This window comes from Amycolatopsis thermophila, assembly GCF_030814215.1.
Lineage (GTDB): Bacteria > Actinomycetota > Actinomycetes > Mycobacteriales > Pseudonocardiaceae > Amycolatopsis_E > Amycolatopsis_E thermophila.
The window spans coordinates 4588872-4607509 of sequence record NZ_JAUSUT010000001.1 but is presented as its reverse complement, the minus strand read 5'-3'; the positions used below and the strand labels follow the sequence as shown (position 1 = coordinate 4607509).

22 protein-coding genes are annotated in these 18638 nt (G+C 71.2%); 9 read left to right on the top strand and 13 right to left on the bottom strand.

The genetic code is table 11. The annotated features are described in order from the left end of the window. The first annotated feature begins 17 nt into the window (after nt 1–17). Together FB470_RS22545 and FB470_RS22540 are read left to right on the top strand one after the other, a co-directional pair. Nucleotides 18–1343, top strand: coding sequence for a flavin-containing monooxygenase (locus FB470_RS22545; protein ID WP_306994542.1), 1326 nt, complete (start codon nt 18–20; stop codon nt 1341–1343). A gap of 35 nt (nt 1344–1378) precedes the next feature. Further along, a complete protein-coding gene (locus tag FB470_RS22540; protein WP_306994539.1) occupies nt 1379–2416 on the top strand; it encodes a serine hydrolase domain-containing protein in 1038 nt (345 codons plus the stop codon). Nucleotides 2417–2497: 81 nt separating this feature from the next. Here FB470_RS22540 and FB470_RS22535 read toward each other — a convergent pair whose 3' ends face one another. The 13 genes from FB470_RS22535 to FB470_RS22475 form a co-directional block, all read right to left on the bottom strand. Beyond that, nucleotides 2498–2776 (bottom strand): GlsB/YeaQ/YmgE family stress response membrane protein, encoded by a 279-nt coding sequence (locus FB470_RS22535; RefSeq protein WP_306994537.1) that lies wholly within the window; start codon nt 2774–2776, stop codon nt 2498–2500. Nucleotides 2777–2840: 64 nt separating this feature from the next. Continuing rightward, nucleotides 2841–3128, bottom strand: a complete 288-nt coding sequence (locus FB470_RS22530) for a gas vesicle protein K (protein WP_306994535.1) — start codon at nt 3126–3128, stop codon at nt 2841–2843. Further along, on the bottom strand, nt 3121–3273 hold the full coding sequence (locus FB470_RS22525; protein WP_306999428.1) for a gas vesicle protein: 153 nt from the start codon (nt 3271–3273) through the stop codon (nt 3121–3123). Before FB470_RS22525 ends, FB470_RS22530 begins: the two co-directional genes overlap by 8 nt. 197 nt (nt 3274–3470) lie before the next feature. Beyond that, nucleotides 3471–4250, bottom strand: a complete 780-nt coding sequence (locus tag FB470_RS22520; RefSeq protein ID WP_306994533.1) for a GvpL/GvpF family gas vesicle protein — start codon at nt 4248–4250, stop codon at nt 3471–3473. Then, nucleotides 4243–4596, bottom strand: a complete 354-nt coding sequence (locus FB470_RS22515) for a gas vesicle protein (RefSeq protein WP_306994530.1) — start codon at nt 4594–4596, stop codon at nt 4243–4245. The genes FB470_RS22520 and FB470_RS22515 overlap by 8 nt, the downstream gene beginning before the upstream one ends. A gap of 2 nt (nt 4597–4598) precedes the next feature. Beyond that, nucleotides 4599–4889: a gas vesicle protein GvpO gene (gene gvpO, locus FB470_RS22510; protein WP_306994528.1), complete on the bottom strand. Its 291-nt coding sequence runs from the start codon at nt 4887–4889 to the stop codon at nt 4599–4601. A 7-nt stretch (nt 4890–4896) separates the two neighbouring features. Next, complete coding sequence (locus FB470_RS22505) at nt 4897–5133, bottom strand: gas vesicle protein GvpG (protein ID WP_306994526.1); 237 nt, start codon at nt 5131–5133, stop codon at nt 4897–4899. A 3-nt stretch (nt 5134–5136) separates the two neighbouring features. After that, complete coding sequence (locus tag FB470_RS22500) at nt 5137–5904, bottom strand: GvpL/GvpF family gas vesicle protein (RefSeq protein WP_306994524.1); 768 nt, start codon at nt 5902–5904, stop codon at nt 5137–5139. A gap of 1 nt (nt 5905) precedes the next feature. Further along, nucleotides 5906–6301 carry a gas vesicle protein GvpJ gene (gene gvpJ / locus FB470_RS22495; protein ID WP_306994523.1) on the bottom strand — a complete coding sequence of 132 codons (396 nt, stop codon included), beginning with the start codon at nt 6299–6301 and terminating at the stop codon, nt 5906–5908. Further along, a complete protein-coding gene (locus FB470_RS22490) occupies nt 6298–7350 on the bottom strand; it encodes an SRPBCC family protein (RefSeq protein ID WP_306994521.1) in 1053 nt (350 codons plus the stop codon). Before FB470_RS22490 ends, gvpJ begins: the two co-directional genes overlap by 4 nt. 5 nt (nt 7351–7355) lie before the next feature. Continuing rightward, nucleotides 7356–7991: a hypothetical protein gene (locus FB470_RS22485; RefSeq protein ID WP_306994519.1), complete on the bottom strand. Its 636-nt coding sequence runs from the start codon at nt 7989–7991 to the stop codon at nt 7356–7358. Nucleotides 7992–8246: 255 nt separating this feature from the next. Further along, the gene (locus FB470_RS22480) at nt 8247–9884 is read right to left on the bottom strand and encodes an ABC-F family ATP-binding cassette domain-containing protein (RefSeq protein ID WP_306994516.1); all 1638 of its coding nucleotides are present in this window, start codon (nt 9882–9884) and stop codon (nt 8247–8249) included. 151 nt (nt 9885–10035) lie between these two features. Then, nucleotides 10036–10581: a TetR/AcrR family transcriptional regulator gene (locus FB470_RS22475; RefSeq protein WP_306994514.1), complete on the bottom strand. Its 546-nt coding sequence runs from the start codon at nt 10579–10581 to the stop codon at nt 10036–10038. 372 nt (nt 10582–10953) lie between these two features. On the opposite strand from FB470_RS22475, the gene abc-f reads away from it, so the two are divergent. From abc-f to FB470_RS22440, 7 genes are all read left to right on the top strand, one after another. Beyond that, nucleotides 10954–12570, top strand: a complete 1617-nt coding sequence (gene abc-f, locus FB470_RS22470; RefSeq protein WP_306994512.1) for a ribosomal protection-like ABC-F family protein — start codon at nt 10954–10956, stop codon at nt 12568–12570. A 23-nt stretch (nt 12571–12593) separates the two neighbouring features. Further along, nucleotides 12594–13217, top strand: coding sequence for an ATP-binding cassette domain-containing protein (locus FB470_RS22465; RefSeq protein ID WP_306994510.1), 624 nt, complete (start codon nt 12594–12596; stop codon nt 13215–13217). Nucleotides 13218–13574: 357 nt separating this feature from the next. After that, nucleotides 13575–14852: an L-fuconate dehydratase gene (locus FB470_RS22460; protein ID WP_306994508.1), complete on the top strand. Its 1278-nt coding sequence runs from the start codon at nt 13575–13577 to the stop codon at nt 14850–14852. Beyond that, complete coding sequence (locus FB470_RS22455; protein ID WP_306994506.1) at nt 14845–15792, top strand: aldo/keto reductase; 948 nt, start codon at nt 14845–14847, stop codon at nt 15790–15792. Before FB470_RS22460 ends, FB470_RS22455 begins: the two co-directional genes overlap by 8 nt. Then, nucleotides 15789–16046, top strand: coding sequence for a hypothetical protein (locus FB470_RS22450; protein ID WP_306994504.1), 258 nt, complete (start codon nt 15789–15791; stop codon nt 16044–16046). Before FB470_RS22455 ends, FB470_RS22450 begins: the two co-directional genes overlap by 4 nt. Next, nucleotides 16043–17629, top strand: a complete 1587-nt coding sequence (locus FB470_RS22445) for a sugar ABC transporter ATP-binding protein (RefSeq protein ID WP_306994502.1) — start codon at nt 16043–16045, stop codon at nt 17627–17629. The genes FB470_RS22450 and FB470_RS22445 overlap by 4 nt, the downstream gene beginning before the upstream one ends. Next, a complete protein-coding gene (locus tag FB470_RS22440) occupies nt 17626–18621 on the top strand; it encodes an ABC transporter permease (protein WP_306994500.1) in 996 nt (331 codons plus the stop codon). Before FB470_RS22445 ends, FB470_RS22440 begins: the two co-directional genes overlap by 4 nt. Nucleotides 18622–18638: the final 17 nt, after the last annotated feature.

Below are 18638 nucleotides of genomic sequence, written 5' to 3'. Positions count from 1 at the left end.
TTCGCGAGGAGGCGCGCGTGAGTTCACTCCCGACCGTCTGCGTCATCGGCGCCGGGTGCTCCGGCTTCACCACGGCGAAGCGGCTCGCCGACCACGGCATCCCCTTCGACTGCTTCGAGATGTCCGACGACGTGGGCGGCAACTGGTACTACGGCAACCCCAACGGCCGCTCCGCCTGCTACGAGTCGCTGCACATCGACACCTCCACCACGCGGCTGCAGTTCGAGGACTTCCCGGCCGGCGAGGACTGGCCGCACTTCCCGCACCACTCGCTGATCCACCAGTACTTCCGCGACTACGTCGACCACTTCGGGCTGCGCGAGAAGATCACCTTCAACACCGCGGTCGAACACGCCGCCCGGCAGCCGGACGGCACGTGGTCGGTCACCCTCGGCACGGGCGAGAAGCGCGGCTACGACGCGCTCGTCGTCGCCAACGGCCACCACTGGAACCCCTACCTGCCCGACTACCCCAGCGAGTTCGACGGGCCCCTCCTGCACAGCCACTCCTACCGCAGCCCGTTCGACCCGGTCGACATGCGCGGCAAGCGGATCGTCGTCGTGGGCATGGGGAACTCGGCGCTGGACATCGCCTCCGAGCTGTCGCACCGCTCGATCGCCCGGCACGTCTGGGTTTCCGCGCGCCGCGGCGTGTGGGTGCTGTCGAAGTACCGCGGCGGCAAGCCGGCGGACAAGATGATGATGCCGCCGTGGATGCCGAAGAAGCTCGGCCTGGCCCTGTCCCGCCGGGCGATCAAGAAGATCCTCGGCAACATGGAGGACTACGGGCTGCCGAAACCGGACCACGAGCCGCTGTCCGCGCACCCGTCGGTGAGCATCGACTTCCTCGCCAAGGCCGGCTCCGGCGACCTCACCTGCGTCCCCGAGATCGCGCGGCTGGACGGGGACGCCGTGGTGTGCGTGGACGGCACGCGGATCGAGGCCGACGTGATCGTGTGCGCGACCGGGTACCGGATGTCGTTCCCGTTCTTCGACGATCCCGCGTTGCTCCCGGACGCCGAGCACCGGATGCCGCTGTTCAAACGGATCATCCGGCCCGGGATCGGCAACCTGTACTACGCGGGACTGGCGCAGGCCTCTCCCACGATCGTCAACCTCGCCGAACAGCAGAGCAAGCTCGTCGCCGCGCACCTGACCGGTGACTACGCCCTGCCGGGCGTGGCGGAGATGCGGGAGGCGATCGCGCGGGACGAGGCCAGGCACCTGGGCCAGTACTACCAGGCGCCGCGGCACACGATCCAGGTCGACTTCGCGCGGTACGTGCGCGACCTGCACAAGGAGATCGAAGCGGGCCGCAAGCGGGCACTGGCGGCCGCGCGGTGAGCGTGTCCGGCGCGTGCGCGGCTCGGTTCGCCCGCGTGGGTGAGCTGCTGGAGCGGCGGCTGCGCGACGGCGACGAGGTCGGCGCGTCGGTGTGCGTCATCCAGGACGGGGACGTGGCGGTGGACCTGTGGGGCGGCGCCGCGTCCCCGTCGGCGCCCTGGCGCGGGGACACCCTGGTGAACACCTACTCGCTGACCAAGACGATGGTGGCGCTGGTCGCGCTCGTGCTCGCCGGCCGGGGCGAGCTGGACCCGGACGCGCCGGTGTCCCGCTACTGGCCGGAGTTCGCCGCGGCCGGCAAGCGGGACGTGCTCGTGCGGCACGTGCTGGGTCACACCTCCGGGGTGTGCGGGTGGCGGGAAACCGTGACGCTGGAGGATCTCTACGACGCCGAGCGCGCCGCCGCGCTGCTCGCCGCGCAGGAGCCGTGGTGGACGCCGGGCGGGGGGTCCGGGTACCAGGCGGTGTGCCACGGGCACCTGGTGGGCGAGATCGTCCGCCGGATCACCGGGCGATCGCTGGGCACGGTGCTGCGGGAGGAGTTCCCGGGCGCGGACTACTGGCTCGGCACGCCGGAGAGCGCTTTCGACCGGATCGCGACGTTGGTTCCCGCGGCATCGTCCGGTGTGGACCGTTCCGCGCTGGATCCGATCGCGATCCGGACGTTGACCAACCCGGTCATCCCGCCCGCGGTGGCCACCACTCGGCCGTTCCTCACCGCCGAGCTGGGCGGGTTGAACGGGCAGGGCAACGCGCGGTCGGTCGCTTCGCTGCAGTCGCTCGTCTCGCACGGCGCGATTTCCACAGTGGACCGGATCTTCGAGGTGCAGAGCGACGGGGTGGACCGCGTGCTCGGCACCCGTGTCCGGTTCGGACTCGGCTACGCGCTGGACGGCCCGCTGCCGCTGCCGGAGGGCCGGATCTGCTGGTGGAGCGGATTCGGGGGCTCCGTGGTGGTCAACGACCTCGACCGGCGCCTGACGTTCGCCTACGTGATGAACCGGATGGAGCCGGGCCTGCTCGGCGCACCCAACGCGAGAGCGTTCGTCGAGGCGGTCTACTCCTGCCTGTAGCGCGGGCCGCGGACTGACGGCCCCGCACGAAGAACCCGGCCCGGCCCAGCGGAACCTGGACCGGGCCGGGCGGGGAGGGGGTCAGTGCATCAGCTTGCGCCGCTTGCCGAACAGGGCGGAAGCGGCGGAGACCCCGAGCGCGGCGAGGACGACCTGGGTCAGGAGCTCGAGCCAGTCGATCCCGTTGGTGTCGGCGTAACCGGCGCCCCGGGCGATCGCGGTGCCCACGAACGCGGCGACGATACCGATCACGATGGTCAGCCACATCGGGATGCGCTGCTTCCCGGGCGCGAGCAGGCGGCCGAGCACACCGATGACGAGGCCGACGACGAGTGCACTGATGATTCCGGTGATTGTCATCGCAACTCCATTTTCCGGCGATGCACCAGGATTCCCCGCACGACACCGCGGAAACGCGAATTCCTCACCGTTCGGGCAGGAGCGGGCCCAGCGGGCCGAGATCGATGTTCAGATCGGCGGGCTCGAGACCGAAGTGGTCGCACAGTTCCGCCATCCGCTCCTCCAGCCGCATCAGGGTCAGCCCGATCGCCTCGACCTGGTCGTCGGTCAGGTCGTCGCTGTCCACCCTGCGCAGCGCCTGCTTCTCCATGAGTTGCCGCAGCAACTCGACCACGGTGAGCACCAGCGTCACGAGGCTGCGTTCGGTGTTGTCCGGGTCGGCGTTGATCCGCCGCCCGCCGGGCTCACTCATCGCCGGCCCGGAGCGCGCTGACCGACGACAACAGGGTGCGCAGCGAGATGTGCACGAGGTCGACGTCGGCGATGGACAGGGTGATCTCCCCGGTCACGACGACCCCGCCGGCCAGGACCCGGTCGAGCAGGTCGACCAGGGCGATCGGCTGGTCGGCGACCGGCGCGGGAACCTGCTCTCCGGTCGTCCTCGCCGGAGCCCGGCGGCCGGTGACCCTCGCGGGAGCGTGCTGTTCGACCGTCCGCGCCGGTACCCGCCGCGCGGTGCCCCTCGCGGGAGCCTGCTGTTGCACCGTCCGCGCCGGGATCCGGCGCCCGGTGACCCTCGCGGGACCCTGCTGGTTCATGACTCCTCCACTGACGCGAACGAATACGGTGGCCACGGCCCGGTGAGCTGGAGGTGCAGCGCCGGGTGCTCGTCGTCGCACGCGGCCACCGCCGCGGCGAAACCCCGCGCGGCGTCCTCGTCGACCAGGTAGGCGGCGTTGAGCATCATCTGTCCACTGTGGCCGCTCAGTTCCTTGCTCTGCGGCGGGTGGGTCCGCGCGGCGACGGCGAACTCCAGCAGTCTGTTGTAGACGTCCACCGCCTGGTCGCGGCCCCGCTGCTGGGTGGTTTCCCGCGCGGACAGCGCGGCTTTTCTGCGGGCCAGGTAGGCCGTCCCGGCCCCTCGTCGGGACGGAGCGTTCCCGGCGTCGCCGCCCTCCTCCCCGGGTCCGGGGTCCTGCAGGAAGGCCTTGACGCCCCACTCCGTTCGTCCCGTCACGAAGTCCAGCGCGCGTTCGAAGTCCGGCCGGCGGTGCTCGAGGACCCGGCGCACCCGGTCCTCGTCGTGGTAGACGGTGGCCAGGCGGATCGGCACGGCCGGCCCGGCCGCGACCACCGCGCTGATCACGGCGTCGTGGGCGCGCGCCACGCCGCCCAGCCAGTCGAGGTCCTCGAAGTTGCGGTGCAACGGTTCCTCGCCGAAGGTCTCCATCGGCACGTCCCCGACGACGGCGGACAGGCCCGCGTCGCGCACCACCCGGACCTCTTCACCGGCCACGCCCCGCAGCGCGTCGAGCACCCCGGGGGCGAGCTGCCGCGTCACCGCGTAGAGCCAGATCCCGGTTCCCTCAGTCACTTCGGCCGTCCTCGATCTCGTGCCGGTCCCCCTCCAGCTCGGCCAGCCGCGCCTTCAGCTCGCGGTTCTCGTTCTCCAGCCGGGAGGTGTCCCCGGACAGCCACGGATCGCTTTCCCACCAGTTGATGCCGACCGCCTTGGCGGTCTCCAGCGAGGCGACCACGAGCCGCAGCTTGATGGTGAGCAGCTCGATGTCGAGGAGGTTGACCTGGATGTCGCCGGCGATGACGACCCCCTTGTCCAGGACCCGCTCCAGGATGTCGCCGAGGTTGGCGGTCTGGTGGTTGCCGCCGCCGAGTGCGGGCGTCTGGTTCCCGGTGCTGGTCACGGGCTGCCGCTGCGCCATGGTCAGCCCACCTCGCTTCCGGTGCCGGCCTGCCCGCGCACGTACCGCTTCGTGCGGCGGTAGGCGAGCAGGTCGCCGCCGAGGTCGAGTTCCAGCTCGTAGATGGCGAGCATGTCGGCGGACGAGGGGATGCGGCGTTCCTCGAGCACCTCGACCTCGATCAGCCACCCGTCCTCGACCGGTTCGACCGAGGTGACCGCCACCGGGTCGCTCGTGATCAGTTCGCCCGCGTGCCCGAGTGCCTTGGACGCGGCCTCGGACGCGGTCAGCCCTCGTCCGTCCTCCCCGGCCATCGCGCCATCACCTCTCCTTCTCGTTCGCTCCGAGCCGCTGCAGCACGTGCTGCTGGATCTCGGTCTCCTCCTCGGCCGAGATCTCACCGGCCTCGCGGGCCTCTTCGGCCGCCTCGAGCTGGCGCCGGACGGCGGCCGGATCGGCGAGTTCCTCGTCGACCCGCCGCTTGATCACCTCGGCGAGGCTGATCACGCCGCGCAGCGGCGCCAGCGGCAGGGTGACGATCGTGGTGAGCAGCCCCATGCGCTACTCCCCCGGCCGCCGGGTGACGACGAAGTCGTAGGCCGCCAGCGGTCCGAGGAGCCGCACGTGGGCCCGCCCTTCCCACTCCTGCGCGAGGCGCCCGGCCGCGTCCTCGAGGTCGGCCTGCTTCGCCGTTTCGGCCAGGCACGCCAGGTGCACCGCGTCCTGGTCGTGCGTCGGTTCGCGGAGGTTGATCCGCACGTCGAGCGGCTCCAGTGCCGCCACCGCGCGCTGGGTGTCCTCCTCGCGCCGGGCGGCGATGGCCTGGGTGATCCGCTCCCCGAGGGCGATCCGCTCGTTGCGGGTGGCGTCCTCGGGCTTGCCCCGGATGGCTTCGCGCAGCCGGGACAGTTCGGCGTCGCCCTCCAGCACCTCGCGCAGGATCGCCTCCTCGACGTAACGCGCCTTGAGCACGTACTGGGCCTTGCCCTCCAGCTCTTCGAGCGCGGACTCGAAGTCCTCGTGGTAGGGCGCCAGCAGCTCGTCCACCACCGCGTCCTCGTCGGTGACGACGGCGCCGAACCGCAGCGGCAGCACCGGCACCTCGGCCGCCGCGGCGTCGAGGAGCGAGGCGTGCGCGGTCAGGTCTTCGGGCCTGCCCAGCGGATCCCCGGTGCTGACCGGGCTGACCAGCGCGGCGATCTTCTCGTGCCGCACCGTCTTGACCGGGGCCGGCGGATCGCCGACGCCCTTCGCCTCCGGATCGGTTTCCACGTCCGCGGGCACGATGCCGTAGACGTACACCGCCTTGCCGTCGCTGTCTTCGGCCATGTCAGTTCCCCTTCCGGCGCCGCCCGGCCTGCTCGGGCTCCTCGTCCTCGCCCAGCAGGTCCCGCAACTTGTCGCCCGCCGCCTCGATGGCTCCCTTCGTCTTGGCCTTCGAGCCGCCACTGGCCACACCCTCGACCAGGTCGGGCAGGCCCTTCTGCTCGGTACCGGAGATGTCCAGCCGGTTCACCGCCTCGGCGAACCGCAGGTAGGTGTCCACGCTGGCCACCACCACGCGGGCGTCGACGGTCAGCAGCTCGATCCCCACCAGGGAGACCCGGACGTAGGCGTCGATGACGAGTCCCTTGTCCAGGATCGTGTCGATCACGTCGGCGAGACTGCTCGAGCTCGGGCGGTCGAGTCCGCCGCCACCCCCGGCCGGTTGCACTGCTGTGGTCATCGGCTCCTCCCTCGTCCACGGCCCGCCGCCGCGCGGGACCGGCGTGCCGGGCGCTGTTCTTCCTCGTCCTCTTCGGGTTCTTCCTCTTCGGGTTCTTCCTCGTCCTCGTAACCGGCCTCGTCGGACTCCTCGCCTTCTTCTTCGCCTTCCTCGCCCTCTTCGCTGTCCACGACCTGGCCGTCGCGGATCTCCCCCTCCCAGCCTTCGACCTCGTCGGGGTGCAGCAGCGCTTCGGTCATGACGTGACGCCGGAAGTGCTTGAGCTCCAGACGAGCCCGGCGGCCCTGCGCGCGCCAGATGTTGCCGGTGCGCTCGAACAGCCCCTGCGGGTGGTACTCCAGCACCAGCACGACCCGCGTCAGGTTCGGGGCGATCTCGTGGAACGTGACAACGCCGTCGACGTGCCCCTTCTCGCCCTTGGACCGCCAGATGATGCGTTCGTTGGGCACCTGGTCGACGATCGTGGCCTCCCAGGTGCGGTGCGACCAGAAGATCTGGGCCTTCCACTCGGTCTTCTCGTCGCTGACCTGCGCGACGTTCTCGACCTTCTTCATGAACCGCGGGAAGTCGCTGAACCGGGTCCACTGGGCGTACACCAGGTCCACCGGCGCACCGATGTCGATGTGCTCGACGATGTTGGTGACCTTGAGCTTCTGCCCGCCGCCGCCACCGTCACCGCCGGACACCGCGCCCTTGACCTTGTCCATGACGCCGGACAGGCCGCCCTTGACCGCGCCCATCGCCGCCTTGCCCTTCACGCTGGGCTTGTCGCCCAGGAGGGCCTCGACCAGTCCGCCACCGCCGCCCTGGGAGAAGTCGGTGAGACGTCCCGAGGTCGAGGTGATCTTCTTCGTCAGCGAGGTGGTCGCCCGCCCGGCGACCGCGGTCGCGAGCTTGCGCAGCGCCACCGTCAGATCCCCCGTGGGCACCGTCGCGACGTCGGACACGGTGCCAGTGGCCTTCGACGCCGTGTCCGTCGCTGTGCCGGTGGCCTTCGACGCGGTGTCCTTCGCCTTGCCCGCGGCCTTGCCGACCTGCCTGGTAGCCATCGCCGTCACCTCCGGGCCCGCCGGACCGGCGTCCGCGTGGCGGTGGCGCGGGTGCGGCGGCTACGGGTCGGCCGGGACTCCTCCTCGGGCTCGGCCTCCTCGGACTCGTCGGACTCGCCCTCATCGGACTGGGCCTCGTCGGACTCGCCTTCGTCGGAGCCGGTGTCCTCGGATTCTTCGGGCTCGGCGCGACGCCGTCCCCCGCGGGCCGCACGACGACGCGCGGGCCGTTGCGGTTCCTCTTCCTCTTCGGGAGATTCCTCTTCGGTTTCCTCTTCCGCGTAGGTGTCCTCGTCCGGCTCGGCCTCCTGCTCGCCGTCCTTGCCGCGGCTCTTGCCGGACAGCAACGGGCCGCCCTCCTGGAGGCGGTCACTCAACGATTCGATCCGGCTGCTGGCCGCGGTCACCGCCGCCGCCTTCGCCGCCCCCAGCAGTTCGTCACGGGCGAGATCGGCGAGCTTGCCCAGCTCCGGCGACGAGCCCAGCTGGCTGAGCCCGTTCTGCAGCAGCTTCCCGGGCGAGAGGTTCGCCTTCCCCGTCGCCCCGGCGGCCGCGATCATCAGGGCCAGCCGCATTTTCTTGGTGCGCCCCAACAGATATCCCGCGGCGACCGCGGCGGCCACCCGTGCCCCTGCCTTCATTTCGTTTCCTCCTGACTCCGGCGATTGGCGAGTTCACAACCCACGCGCCACCCCCCGACGTCTCGGGGCGAGCAGGATGCGTTCGTGCACATCGAGCTACCCCGGCCGGGTGTCACCGAAACGAGTGGAACTGACGAAAATGAGATTCTTGAACAAGGTGAAAAACCAAGATTGATTCACCATTGTGTCAAATGGACGGTTAACGTCGTTTTACTACTCGTGCGTTAAACAATCGCCCGGGAACGGGCACGGCCATCAGGCCTCGGTGACCTTGCCGTCGTTCACTTCCAGACGGCGCGTGACGTGCACGGCGTCGAGCATGCGGCGGTCGTGGGTCACCAGCAGCAGGGTGCCCGCGAAGGTGTCCAAAGCGGACTCGAGCTGTTCGATCGCGGGCAGGTCGAGGTGGTTGGTCGGCTCGTCGAGCACCAGCAGGTTGACCCCGCGGGCCTGCAGCAGCGCCAGCGCGGCGCGCGTCCGCTCGCCCGGTGAGAGCGTGACCGCCGGGCGCAGCACGTGTGCCGCGCCGAGGCCGAACTTCGCCAGCAGCGTCCGCACATCCGCGTCGGCGAACTCGGGCACCTCCCGCGCGAACGCCTGAACCAGCGGCAGGTCACCGAGGAACAACCGCCGCGCCTGGTCGACCTCACCGACCAGCACGCCGGACCCCAGTGAAGCGGCGCCCGCGTCCACGGCGACGCGGCCGAGCAGCGCCGCCAGCAGGGTCGACTTCCCGGAACCGTTGGCGCCGGTGATGGCCACCCGGTCGGCCCAGTCGATCTGCAGGTCGACCGGCCCGAGCGTGAACGCGCCACGGCGGACGACGGCCCCGCGCAGGGTCGCCACGACGGCACCGGCGCGCGGGGCGGCGGCGATCTCCATCCGCAGCTCCCACTCCTTGCGCGGCTCCTCGACGACCTCCAACCGCTCGATCAACCGGTCGGTCTGACGCGCCTTCGCGGCCTGCTTCTCGGTGGCCTCGGCGCGGAACTTGCGCCCCGCCTTGTCGTTGTCGGTCGCCTTGCGCCGGGCGTTCTTCACGCCCTTTTCCATCCACGCCCGCTGCGTCCGCGCCCTCGTCTCCAGGTTCGCGCGCGTCGCCGCGTACTCGTCGTACTCCTCGCGCGCGTGCCGGCGCGCCACCGCGCGCTCCTCCAGGTACGCCTCGTACCCGCCGCCGTAGAGCCGCACCTGCTGCTGCGGCAGGTCCAGCTCCAGGACGCTGTCGACGGTGCGGGCGAGGAACTCGCGGTCGTGGCTGACCAGCACGGTCGCCGCCCGTAGGCCGGTCACGAACCGCTCCAGCCGTTCCAGCCCGTCCAGGTCGAGGTCGTTGGTCGGCTCGTCGAGCAGGAACACGTCGTAGCGGCTCAGCAGCAGCGACGCCAGTCCGGCACGGGCCGCCTGCCCACCGGACAGCGACGTCATCGGCTGGTCGAGGTCCACGGCCAGCCCCAGGTCGACGGCGACCTCCTCGGCGCGGTGGTCGAGGTCCGCGCCGCCGAGGACCAGCCAGCGGTCCAGCGCGGTGGCGTAGCGGTCGTCGGCACCGTCCACCCCCTGGGTGAGCGCTTCGGTCGCCGCGTCCAGCTCCGCCTGTGCCGAAGCCACGGAGGTGCGCCGCGCGAGGAACGCGCGCACCGACTCACCCGGCCGGCGCTCGGGCTCCTGCGGCAGGTGCCCGACGGTCGCCGAGGGCGGGGTGAGCCGCACCTCGCCCCGCTCCGGCTTGTCCAGCCCGGCGAGGATCCGCAGCAGGGTCGACTTGCCGGCGCCGTTGACGCCGACCAGCCCGACGACCTCACCGGGCGCGACGACCAGGTCGAGGCCGGCGAAGAGGGTGCGGTGCCCATGCCCCGCGGTGAGGTCCTTCGCGAGGAGGGTGGCACTCATCCGGCTACCTTAACTTCGGGCCGGCAGGCACCCCTCCGGGCCCGGTCGCCCGCCTCCCGGCCGCGGCCGGGCTCGTCGTGTCCACTGTGGTCACTTCGGGCCCCCGAACCCGGCCGGCTGCGCCCGGCGTGGCGTGGGGCCGCCTCGAGCCTCAGGTGCTCTGGCCGACACCGTGCAGGAACGTGTCGACGAGGACGTCGGCCGCCTGCGCATCGGTCAGGCCGGGAAGTTCGCGTGCGGCCAGGTGCAGCAGACGCCCGAGCACGTGGCCGGCCCACCGCGCGGGCAGGCCCGGCCGGAGGAACCCCTCGTCGGTGGCCCGTTGCAGGAACACCTCCAGCTCCTCGACCGCGCGCAGCCGCCGCGCCCAGATCTCCGGGTCGGCGCGCATGCGACTGAGCTCGACCGGCCACTTGCGGTTGACGCCGACGATCTCCTCGACGTACCGGTGCAGCGCCACCGGCACCGGCGCCTCGCGGAGCCGGGCGGTGTCCATCGCCGCCTCGATCGCGTCCAGCCGCGCCCGGTACACCGCCGCCAGCAGCTCCTCCCGGCTCGCGAACCGCCGGTACACGGTCCGGCGGTCGACGCCGGCCTCGGCCGCGATCGCCCCCATGCTCGCGGCGGGGTCCTCGGCCAGCATGCGGGCGCCCGTGGTCAGGACGAGCTCGAGGTTGCGGGCGGCGTCGGCTCTCATTCCCACAACATACCCTCCCGTGTAGCCGTCACCATCGGTATCCGCCACAACGCTGAGGCACTCGGGCGGCGCCGCCGAGCCGGCGGGCGGCCACGGACTCCGCCACCGGGAGGCACCCGTCCGCTCCAGTGTGGACGATCCGGAGATCGTCCCGGGGGAAAACCTGATCGCCGGAGAACGGGCCGGCTGCTATGGTCGAAGGGGAGACAGCCGTGCGAAGGAGACCCGACGTGGCAGGTGAAGACGACATCTCCGGGTGAGCCCCGGAGTGAGCGGGCCCCCGGCATCTGACAGCCGCGGTGGCCATGTCGTCGTCCACCCGTTCGCACGCAGGCGATTGGCCTGCGCCCCACGCCCCGAGGTCTCAGTCCCATGTCCGATGTCCGCAGTGCCCCCATCGTCGTGTCCGGCCTGTCCTTCTCCTGGCCCGACGACACCCCGGTGTTCGACCAGCTGTCCCTCACCGTCCCGGACGGCCGCACCGGCCTGGTCGCGCCCAACGGCGCCGGCAAGACGACCCTGCTCAAGCTCATCGCGGGCGAACTGCAGCCCACCGACGGCAGCGTGTCCGTCGACGGTCTGCTCGGCTACCTGCCGCAGGACCTGCCGCTCACCGGCGAGCTGCCGGTGTCCCAGGTCCTCGGCATCGAGCCGGTCCTACGCGCGCTGGAAGCCGTCGAGTCCGGGGACGTCGCCGAGGAGCACTTCACCGCCATCGGCACCGAGTGGGACATCGAGGAACGCACCCGCGCCCAGCTGGACCGGCTGGGCCTGGGCGAGGTCACGCTGGACCGGACGCTGAGCACCCTGTCCGGCGGCCAGATCGTCTCGCTCGGCCTGGCCGCGCAACTGCTCAAGCGGCCCGACGTGCTGCTGCTCGACGAACCCACGAACAACCTCGACCTGGCGGCCCGGCGCAAGCTCTACGCCGTGCTCGACGACTGGTCCGGGTGCCTGCTGGTGGTCAGCCACGACCGCGCCCTGCTCGACCGCATGGACCGCATCGCCGAGCTCGACACCGGCGAGGTGCGCTACTACGGCGGCAACTTCACCGCCTACGAGGAGGCTGTCCAGGCCGAGCGGGAGGTGGCGGCGAAGAACATCCGCAACGCCGAGCAGGAGGTCAAGCGCGAGAAGCGCGAGAGGCAACAGGCCCGGGAGCGCGCGGCGAAACGGGCGAGCACCGCGCAGCGCAACCTCTCCAGCGCGGGCCTGCCGAAGATCCTCGCGGGAGCCCGCAAGCGCAACGCGCAGGAGTCCGCGGGCAAGGCCGACGGCGCGCACGCGGCCCGCGTCAGCGCGGCGAAGGCGAAGCTCGACGAGGCCGAACGTTCGCTGCGTGAAGAGGCGAAGATCACCCTGGAACTCCCGCAGACCGCGGTGCCCGCCGGCCGGACCCTGTTCCTCGGCGAGGGCCTGCGCAAGCGAGACCTCTTCGGCGAGGGCATCGCCCTGGCGATCCGCGGCCCGGAACGCATCGCGCTCGCCGGTGCCAACGGGTCCGGGAAGTCCACGCTGCTGCGGATGATCACCGGCGATCTCGACCCGGACGGCGGCACCGTCAAGCGCGCCGACGGCCGGATCGCCTACCTGTCCCAGCGGCTGGACCTGCTCGACGACGACCGCACGGTCGCGGAGAACCTGGCCGCGTTCGCACCCGCGATGCTCCCGGCGCAGCGGATGAACCTGCTCGCCCGCTTCCTGTTCCGCGGCGACCGCGCGCACCTGCCCGTCGCGGTGCTGTCCGGCGGGGAACGGCTGCGCGCGACGCTGGCGTGCATCCTGTTCGCCGAGCCCGCACCGCAGCTGCTGTTGCTGGACGAACCGACCAACAACCTGGACCTGGTCAGCGCCGGGCAGCTGGAGAGCGCGCTCAACGCCTACCAGGGCGCGTTCGTCGTGGTCAGCCACGACGAACGGTTCCTCCGCGAGATCCGGATCGACCGCAGGCTCCGCCTCGCCGACGGCACGCTGACCGAGTCCCGCTGACGCACGCCGGGATTCGGCGGCATGTGCTCGACGGGGCGTCGCTGACGGCCGCGCCGGGGCACCGGATCCGGTTGATCGGCGAGAACGGCGCGCGGGTCTCGACGCTGCTGCGGGTGCGGGCCGGGGCGGACCGCAGCAGCGTCGAACGCCCGGCCGATCAGGGTTACCCGCAGCAGGAAATGCCGTTCGACCCGGCGGCGACGGTGGCCGCTGCGGTCGACGCCGCGCTGGCGGACGCGCGCGAGGATCCGGCCGAGCCGGACTGGCTCGGCGCCCTCCTCGCCGACGACGAGCAAGCGATGGCGGCCTACGCCGAACGGCTCGAACTGGCCCAGCTGCACGACACCCGGGCCGCCGACCCGTGGGCGGAGATCGTACTCGCGGGGCTGGGGTTCGGCGGCGCGGAGCCGCCGCCGACGTGGCGCGAGCCGTCCGGAGGCCGGCGCGGACGGCTCGCGCCGGCGGCGTTGCTGGTTGCGACGACCGTCGGCGGTCCTGCTGGACGAGCCGGCCCCGCGATCGAGGAGCCGGCGAACCACTTGCCCCCGGCCCGGGGCGCGACCGCGGTGGCCGCCCACACCCGGCGGCTGCGCACACGCTGGGCCACGACCCTCCGAGTCGACAATGGACGGACCGAGCCGGCGTAGCGCTCCCCCCGGGCTCAGCCTTGACGGAGGAGGCCCGGCCGGTGGTGGTCCTGCCGGAAACGCGACCCGACCTCGGGCAGGCCCCGAGCGGTCGCGAGATCCGAGTTCCTCTCGGCCCCGACGATCCATGATCAGGGCACAGATCGCAGGCCGTCGGCGAGGACGGCGGGGCGTTCCTGTCCCACGGAACCGAGGCGGACGAGGTACCCGGTTCACGTCCGCACCATATTGGTCGGGTCTCTCCTCCGGAGTGGCCGAATCGTGGGGCAGATATCGGGCCAGTCGCGAGCCTTGACGCCGAAGACATCGGATCTCTATCGTCGGCCTCGTCACCGAGACGTACAAGGGAGTGGGTCCGTGGCTCGCATCGTCGCCCTGCACACGCACGACGTCCGGTTCCCGACGTCGCGCACCCTCGACGGCTCGGACGCGATGAACCCGGACCCCGACTACTCGGCCGCCTACCTGCGCCTGGCCACCGACGCCGGCGACGGCGTGGAGGGCCACGGGTTCGTCTTCACCATCGGCCGCGGCAACGACGTCCAGGTCGCCGCGCTCCGCGCGCTCGAAGGCCACCTGCTCGGCCGGGACGTGGACGCCACGCTCGCCGACCTCGGCGGACTGTGGCGCGACCTGGTGCACGATTCGCAGCTGCGCTGGCTCGGCCCCGAAAAGGGGATCATGCACATGGCCATCGGCGCGGCCGTCAACGCGCTGTGGGACCTGCGCGCCAAGCGAGAGGGCAAACCGCTGTGGCAGCTGCTGTCCTCCCTCAGCCCCGAGGAGATCGTCGACCTGGTCGACTTCCGCTACCTGACCGACGCGCTGACCCCCGGCGAGGCACTGGAGATCCTCCGCGCCGCGCAGCCCGGTCGCGCCGAGCGGGAAGCCCGGTTGCTGAGCGAGGGCTACCCCGCCTACACCACGACCCCCGGCTGGCTGGGGTACGACGACGACAAGCTCGCGCGGCTGTGCCGGGAAGCGGTCGCGGACGGGTTCGGCCAGATCAAGCTCAAGGTCGGCGCGGACCTCGACGAGGACGTCCGCCGCCTGCGGATCGCGCGCGAGGTGTGCGGGCCGGACGTGCGCATCGCCGTGGACGCCAACCAGCGCTGGGACGTCGGCGACGCGATCGCGTGGGTGGAGCGGCTGCGCCCGTTCGACCTCGCCTGGATCGAGGAGCCCACCAGCCCCGACGACATCCTCGGCCACGCCGCCATCGCCAAGGCGGTCGCGCCCATCCCGGTCGCCACCGGGGAACACGGCGCCAACCGGGTGCTGTTCAAACAGCTCCTGCAGGCCCAGGCGCTCTCGGTGCTGCAACTGGACGCCACCCGCGTGGCCGGCGTCAACGAGAACATCGCGATCCTGCTGCTGGCCGCCAAGTTCGGGGTCCGGGTGTGCCCGCACGCGGGCGGCGTCGGACTGTGCGAGGCGGTGCAGCACCTGGCGATGTTCGACTTCGTCGCGGTGTCCGGGACGGTCGAGGACCGGATGATCGAGTTCGTCGACCACCTGCACGAGCACTTCACCACCCCGGTGGAGGTCCACAGTGGACGCTACTTCGCCCCCAAGGCACCCGGCGCGGGGACCGAGATGCACGCGTCGTCGCTCGCGGAGTACGCCCATGACTAGCGTGCCGGGCCCGTTCGCGCTCGGCGCCGCGAACCTGGGCAACCTGTACGCGCCGATGAGCGACGCGCAGGCGCACGCGGTGCTGGACGCCGCGTGGGACTGCGGGATCCGCTACTTCGACACCGCGCCGCACTACGGCCTCGGCCTGTCCGAACGCCGCCTGGGCGCCTTCCTCGCCGGCAAGCCGCGCGCGGAGTTCGTGGTGTCCACCAAGGCAGGCCGGCGCCTGGTGCCCGACCCCGCCGGCGCCGGACGGCTGGACGAGGCGAACCGGTTCGCGGTGCCGGCCGACCACCGGCGGGTGTGGGACTTCACCGCCGACGGGGTGCGCCGCGGGCTGGAGGAGTCGCTGACCCGGATGGGGCTCGACTCGGTCGACGTCGTCTACCTGCACGACCCGGAGGAGTACGACCTGGATTCGGCACTGGCTTCGGGGTTGCCCGCGCTCGCCGCGCTGCGCGCGGAGGGCGTGGTGAGGGCGGTCGGTGTCGGTTCCAAGTCGGTCGCCGCACTGGCCGCCGCCGCCCGCTCCGGGCTCGCCGACCTGCTGATGGTCGCGGGCCGGTTCACGCTGCTCGACCAGTCCGCGCTGGACGAGGTGCTGCCCGAGTGCCGCACCCGGTCGGTGGCGGTGGCGGCCGCGAGCGTGTTCAACTCCGGTCTGCTGGCCACGCCCGAGCCGTCGGGCCACTACGAGTACGCCCCCGCTCCCCCGGACGTCGTGGTCACCGCGCGCGAGATCGCCGCGGTCTGCGCCGAGTTCGGTGTGGACCTGCCCACCGCCGCGCTGCACTTCCCGCTGCGGGAACCGGCGGTGCGCGCGGTCGTGGTGGGTGCCGCCACCCCGGAGGAGGTGCGGCAGAACGCGCGGCGGCTGCGGACCGCCGTGCCCGGCGAACTCTGGACGACACTGCGCGACAAGGGGCTGATCCGGGCATGACGACCGAGTACGGCGTGAACACCCACCAGTGGGACCGCACGGTGAGCGAGCACGCGTGGCCACCACCCGGCGGTCCGCTGCGTGCCACCGTCCGCTACGCCGGGGACCGGCCGGTGACCGTCCCCAGTGGAGGGTACGGCCAAACCGGGGAAACCGTATCGACACTGATCGGTGAGCTGTCCGAGACCGAACCGGCTGCCGTGTTGTCCGCGACGGCGAGGGCGCTCTACCGTGTGGCGGAGCGGGTGCGATGAGCGGGGTCGTGACGATGACGGAGCCACTGCTCGAAGTCGAGGGCGTGAACAAGCACTTCCCGGGTGTGCGTGCGCTGCACGACATGCGGCTGGAGCTGCGCTCCGGCGAGGTTCTCGCCCTGGTCGGCGAGAACGGTGCGGGCAAGTCCACCCTGATGAAACTGCTCTCCGGCATCCACACCGCCGATTCGGGGCAGTTCCGGCTGGGCGGCGAACCGTACCGGCCCTCCGGCCCGCGTCACGCGCTGGAGCTGGGCATCAGCATCATCCACCAGGAGTTCAACCTGGTGCCGCACCTGACGGTCGCGCAGAACATCTTCATCGGCCGGGAACCGCGTCGCGGACGGCTGCTGCTGGACGAGCGCAAGCTCAACGCCGACGCCGCGGACCTGCTCGGCCGGCTGCACCTGCGGCTGGACCCGCGGGCGGTCGCCGGCAGCCTGACCGTGGCCAACCAGCAGATGGTCGAGATCGCCAAGGCGCTGTCCTACGACCCGCGCGTACTGATCATGGACGAGCCCACGGCCGCGCTCAACGACGCCGAGGTGGCCACCCTGCACGAGCTGATCCGCCACTTCGTGCGGCCGGGTACGGGGGTCATCTACATCTCCCACCGCATGGAGGAGATCAAGCGCATCGCCGACCGGGTCACGGTGATCCGCGACGGCGAGTACATCGACACGCTCGACATGGCCACGGCGGCCACCGCGGACATCATCGCACTGATGGTCGGCCGGCCCATCGACACCGAAGCCCGCCCGGAAGGGGTGCGCGCGGACCAGGAGGTCGTGCTGCGGGTCGAGGGCCTGCGCACCCGGGACCTGCTCAAGGACGTGTCGTTCGACCTGCGGCACGGCGAGATCCTCGGGTTCGCCGGGCTCATGGGCGCCGGCCGCACCGAGGTGGCCCGCGCCCTCGTCGGCGCGGACAAGGCCGAGGCGGGCACCGTGACCCTGCACGGCAGGCCGGTGCGCATCAGCACCCCGGCCGACGCCGCGAAGCTCGGCATCGGCTACCTGTCGGAGGACCGGAAGCGGTTCGGGCTCCTGCTGGACCAGGACGTCAAGGCCAACATCGCGTTGTCGGCGCTGCGGGACCAGTTCACCAGGGCCGGGTTCGTGCGTGACGGCGCGCTGCGCGCGAAGGCCGAACGCTACATCGGCGCGCTGAGCATCAAGACCCCCTCGCTCGACCAGACCACGAAGAACCTCTCCGGCGGCAACCAGCAGAAGGTCGTCATCGCCAAGTGGCTGGCCAAGGACTGCGACGTTCTCATCTTCGACGAGCCGACGCGGGGCATCGACGTCGGCGCGAAGGAGGAGATCTACCAGTTGCTCAACGAGCTGACCGGGCAGGGCAAGTCGATCATCATGATCTCCTCGGAACTCCCGGAGATCCTGCGCATGTCCCACCGTGTCGTGGTGATGAGCGAGGGCCGCGTGACGCGCGTGCTCGACGCGAGCGAGGCGACCCAGGAGAACATCATGCACTTCGCGACCCTACGGCCGGACGAGAACCCGGCCGACGCCGCCGAGCTCGGCCTCATCCCCGGGACGGCCGAAGAGAAGGCAGGACAGGCATGACGACGGTCAAGGCTCCGACGGCGGAGCGGCAGCAGGCCGGCGGGATGGCCGGTGCGATCAAGAGCAGGCTCCAGCAACTGCTGGCGTTCGCGAGCCTCATCGTGATCTACGCGTTCTTCTCGATCGTGAGCCCGTTCTTCTTCTCCTACGGCAACTTCATCGCCATCCTGTTCTCCACGGTGGTCATCGGCACGCTCGCGATCGGCACCACGTTCGTCATCATCACGGGCGGGATCGACCTGTCCATCGGCACCGGGATGGCGCTGTGCGCGGTGATGTCCGGGGTGTTCATCGTGAACATCGGGCTGCCGCTGGCGCTCGGGGTGCCGCTGGCGATCCTGTTCGGCGGGCTGATGGGGCTGGTCAACGGGATCAACGTGGCGCTGCTGAAGATCCCGCCGTTCATCGCGACGCTGGCGATGATGCTCGTCGCCGAGGGGCTGGCGCTGGTGCTGTCCCACAGCACCCCCATCTACTTCAGCAACTCGCCCGGCTACATCGAGATCTCGGCCGGCAACCTGATCCCGAACGTGCCCAACGCGGTGCTGATCCTGCTGGCGATCGCGATCATCGCGGGCGTGCTGCTGACCAAGAGCGTCCTCGGCCGCTACACATACTCGATCGGCAGCAACGAGGAGGCCACCGCCCTGTCCGGCATCGACGTGCGCCGGTGGAAGCTCGGGATCTACGCCTTCGCGGGGCTGTTCACCGGCTTGGCCGGGGTGATGATCTCGGCCCGGCTGGGGTCGGCGCAGCCGGCCACCGGCATGGGATACGAGCTGCAGGCGATCGCCGCCGTGGTGATCGGCGGGACGTCGCTGTCGGGTGGTAAGGGATCGATCCTCGGCACCCTGATCGGCGCGCTGATCATCTCGGTGCTCAACAACGGCCTGCAGATCATGTCGATCCCGCAGGAGTGGCAGAACGTCATCCTCGGATGCGTCATCCTCGTGGCCGTCTACACCGACCGGATCCGGAAACGGGAAGCCTGAAAAGAACAAAGGAGTTC

Bases quoted from the DNA above. Each gene is read 5' to 3' on its own strand.
- FB470_RS22480 (WP_306994516.1), bottom strand. From the start codon at position 9,884: ATGAGTGCCACCCTCCTCGCGAAGGACCTCACCGCGGGGCATGGGCAC.
- abc-f (WP_306994512.1), top strand. From the start codon at position 10,954: ATGTCCGATGTCCGCAGTGCCCCCATCGTCGTGTCCGGCCTGTCCTTC.
- FB470_RS22505 (WP_306994526.1), bottom strand. From the start codon at position 5,133: ATGGGGCTGCTCACCACGATCGTCACCCTGCCGCTGGCGCCGCTGCGC.
- FB470_RS22475 (WP_306994514.1), bottom strand. From the start codon at position 10,581: ATGAGAGCCGACGCCGCCCGCAACCTCGAGCTCGTCCTGACCACGGGC.
- FB470_RS22530 (WP_306994535.1), bottom strand. From the start codon at position 3,128: ATGAGTGAGCCCGGCGGGCGGCGGATCAACGCCGACCCGGACAACACC.
- FB470_RS22455 (WP_306994506.1), top strand. From the start codon at position 14,845: ATGACTAGCGTGCCGGGCCCGTTCGCGCTCGGCGCCGCGAACCTGGGC.
- FB470_RS22450 (WP_306994504.1), top strand. From the start codon at position 15,789: ATGACGACCGAGTACGGCGTGAACACCCACCAGTGGGACCGCACGGTG.
- gvpO (WP_306994528.1), bottom strand. From the start codon at position 4,889: ATGGCCGGGGAGGACGGACGAGGGCTGACCGCGTCCGAGGCCGCGTCC.
- FB470_RS22485 (WP_306994519.1), bottom strand. From the start codon at position 7,991: ATGAAGGCAGGGGCACGGGTGGCCGCCGCGGTCGCCGCGGGATATCTG.
- FB470_RS22445 (WP_306994502.1), top strand. From the start codon at position 16,043: ATGAGCGGGGTCGTGACGATGACGGAGCCACTGCTCGAAGTCGAGGGC.
- FB470_RS22490 (WP_306994521.1), bottom strand. From the start codon at position 7,350: ATGGCTACCAGGCAGGTCGGCAAGGCCGCGGGCAAGGCGAAGGACACC.
- FB470_RS22535 (WP_306994537.1), bottom strand. From the start codon at position 2,776: ATGACAATCACCGGAATCATCAGTGCACTCGTCGTCGGCCTCGTCATC.
- FB470_RS22500 (WP_306994524.1), bottom strand. From the start codon at position 5,904: ATGGCCGAAGACAGCGACGGCAAGGCGGTGTACGTCTACGGCATCGTG.
- FB470_RS22515 (WP_306994530.1), bottom strand. From the start codon at position 4,596: ATGGCGCAGCGGCAGCCCGTGACCAGCACCGGGAACCAGACGCCCGCA.
- gvpJ (WP_306994523.1), bottom strand. From the start codon at position 6,301: ATGACCACAGCAGTGCAACCGGCCGGGGGTGGCGGCGGACTCGACCGC.
- FB470_RS22440 (WP_306994500.1), top strand. From the start codon at position 17,626: ATGACGACGGTCAAGGCTCCGACGGCGGAGCGGCAGCAGGCCGGCGGG.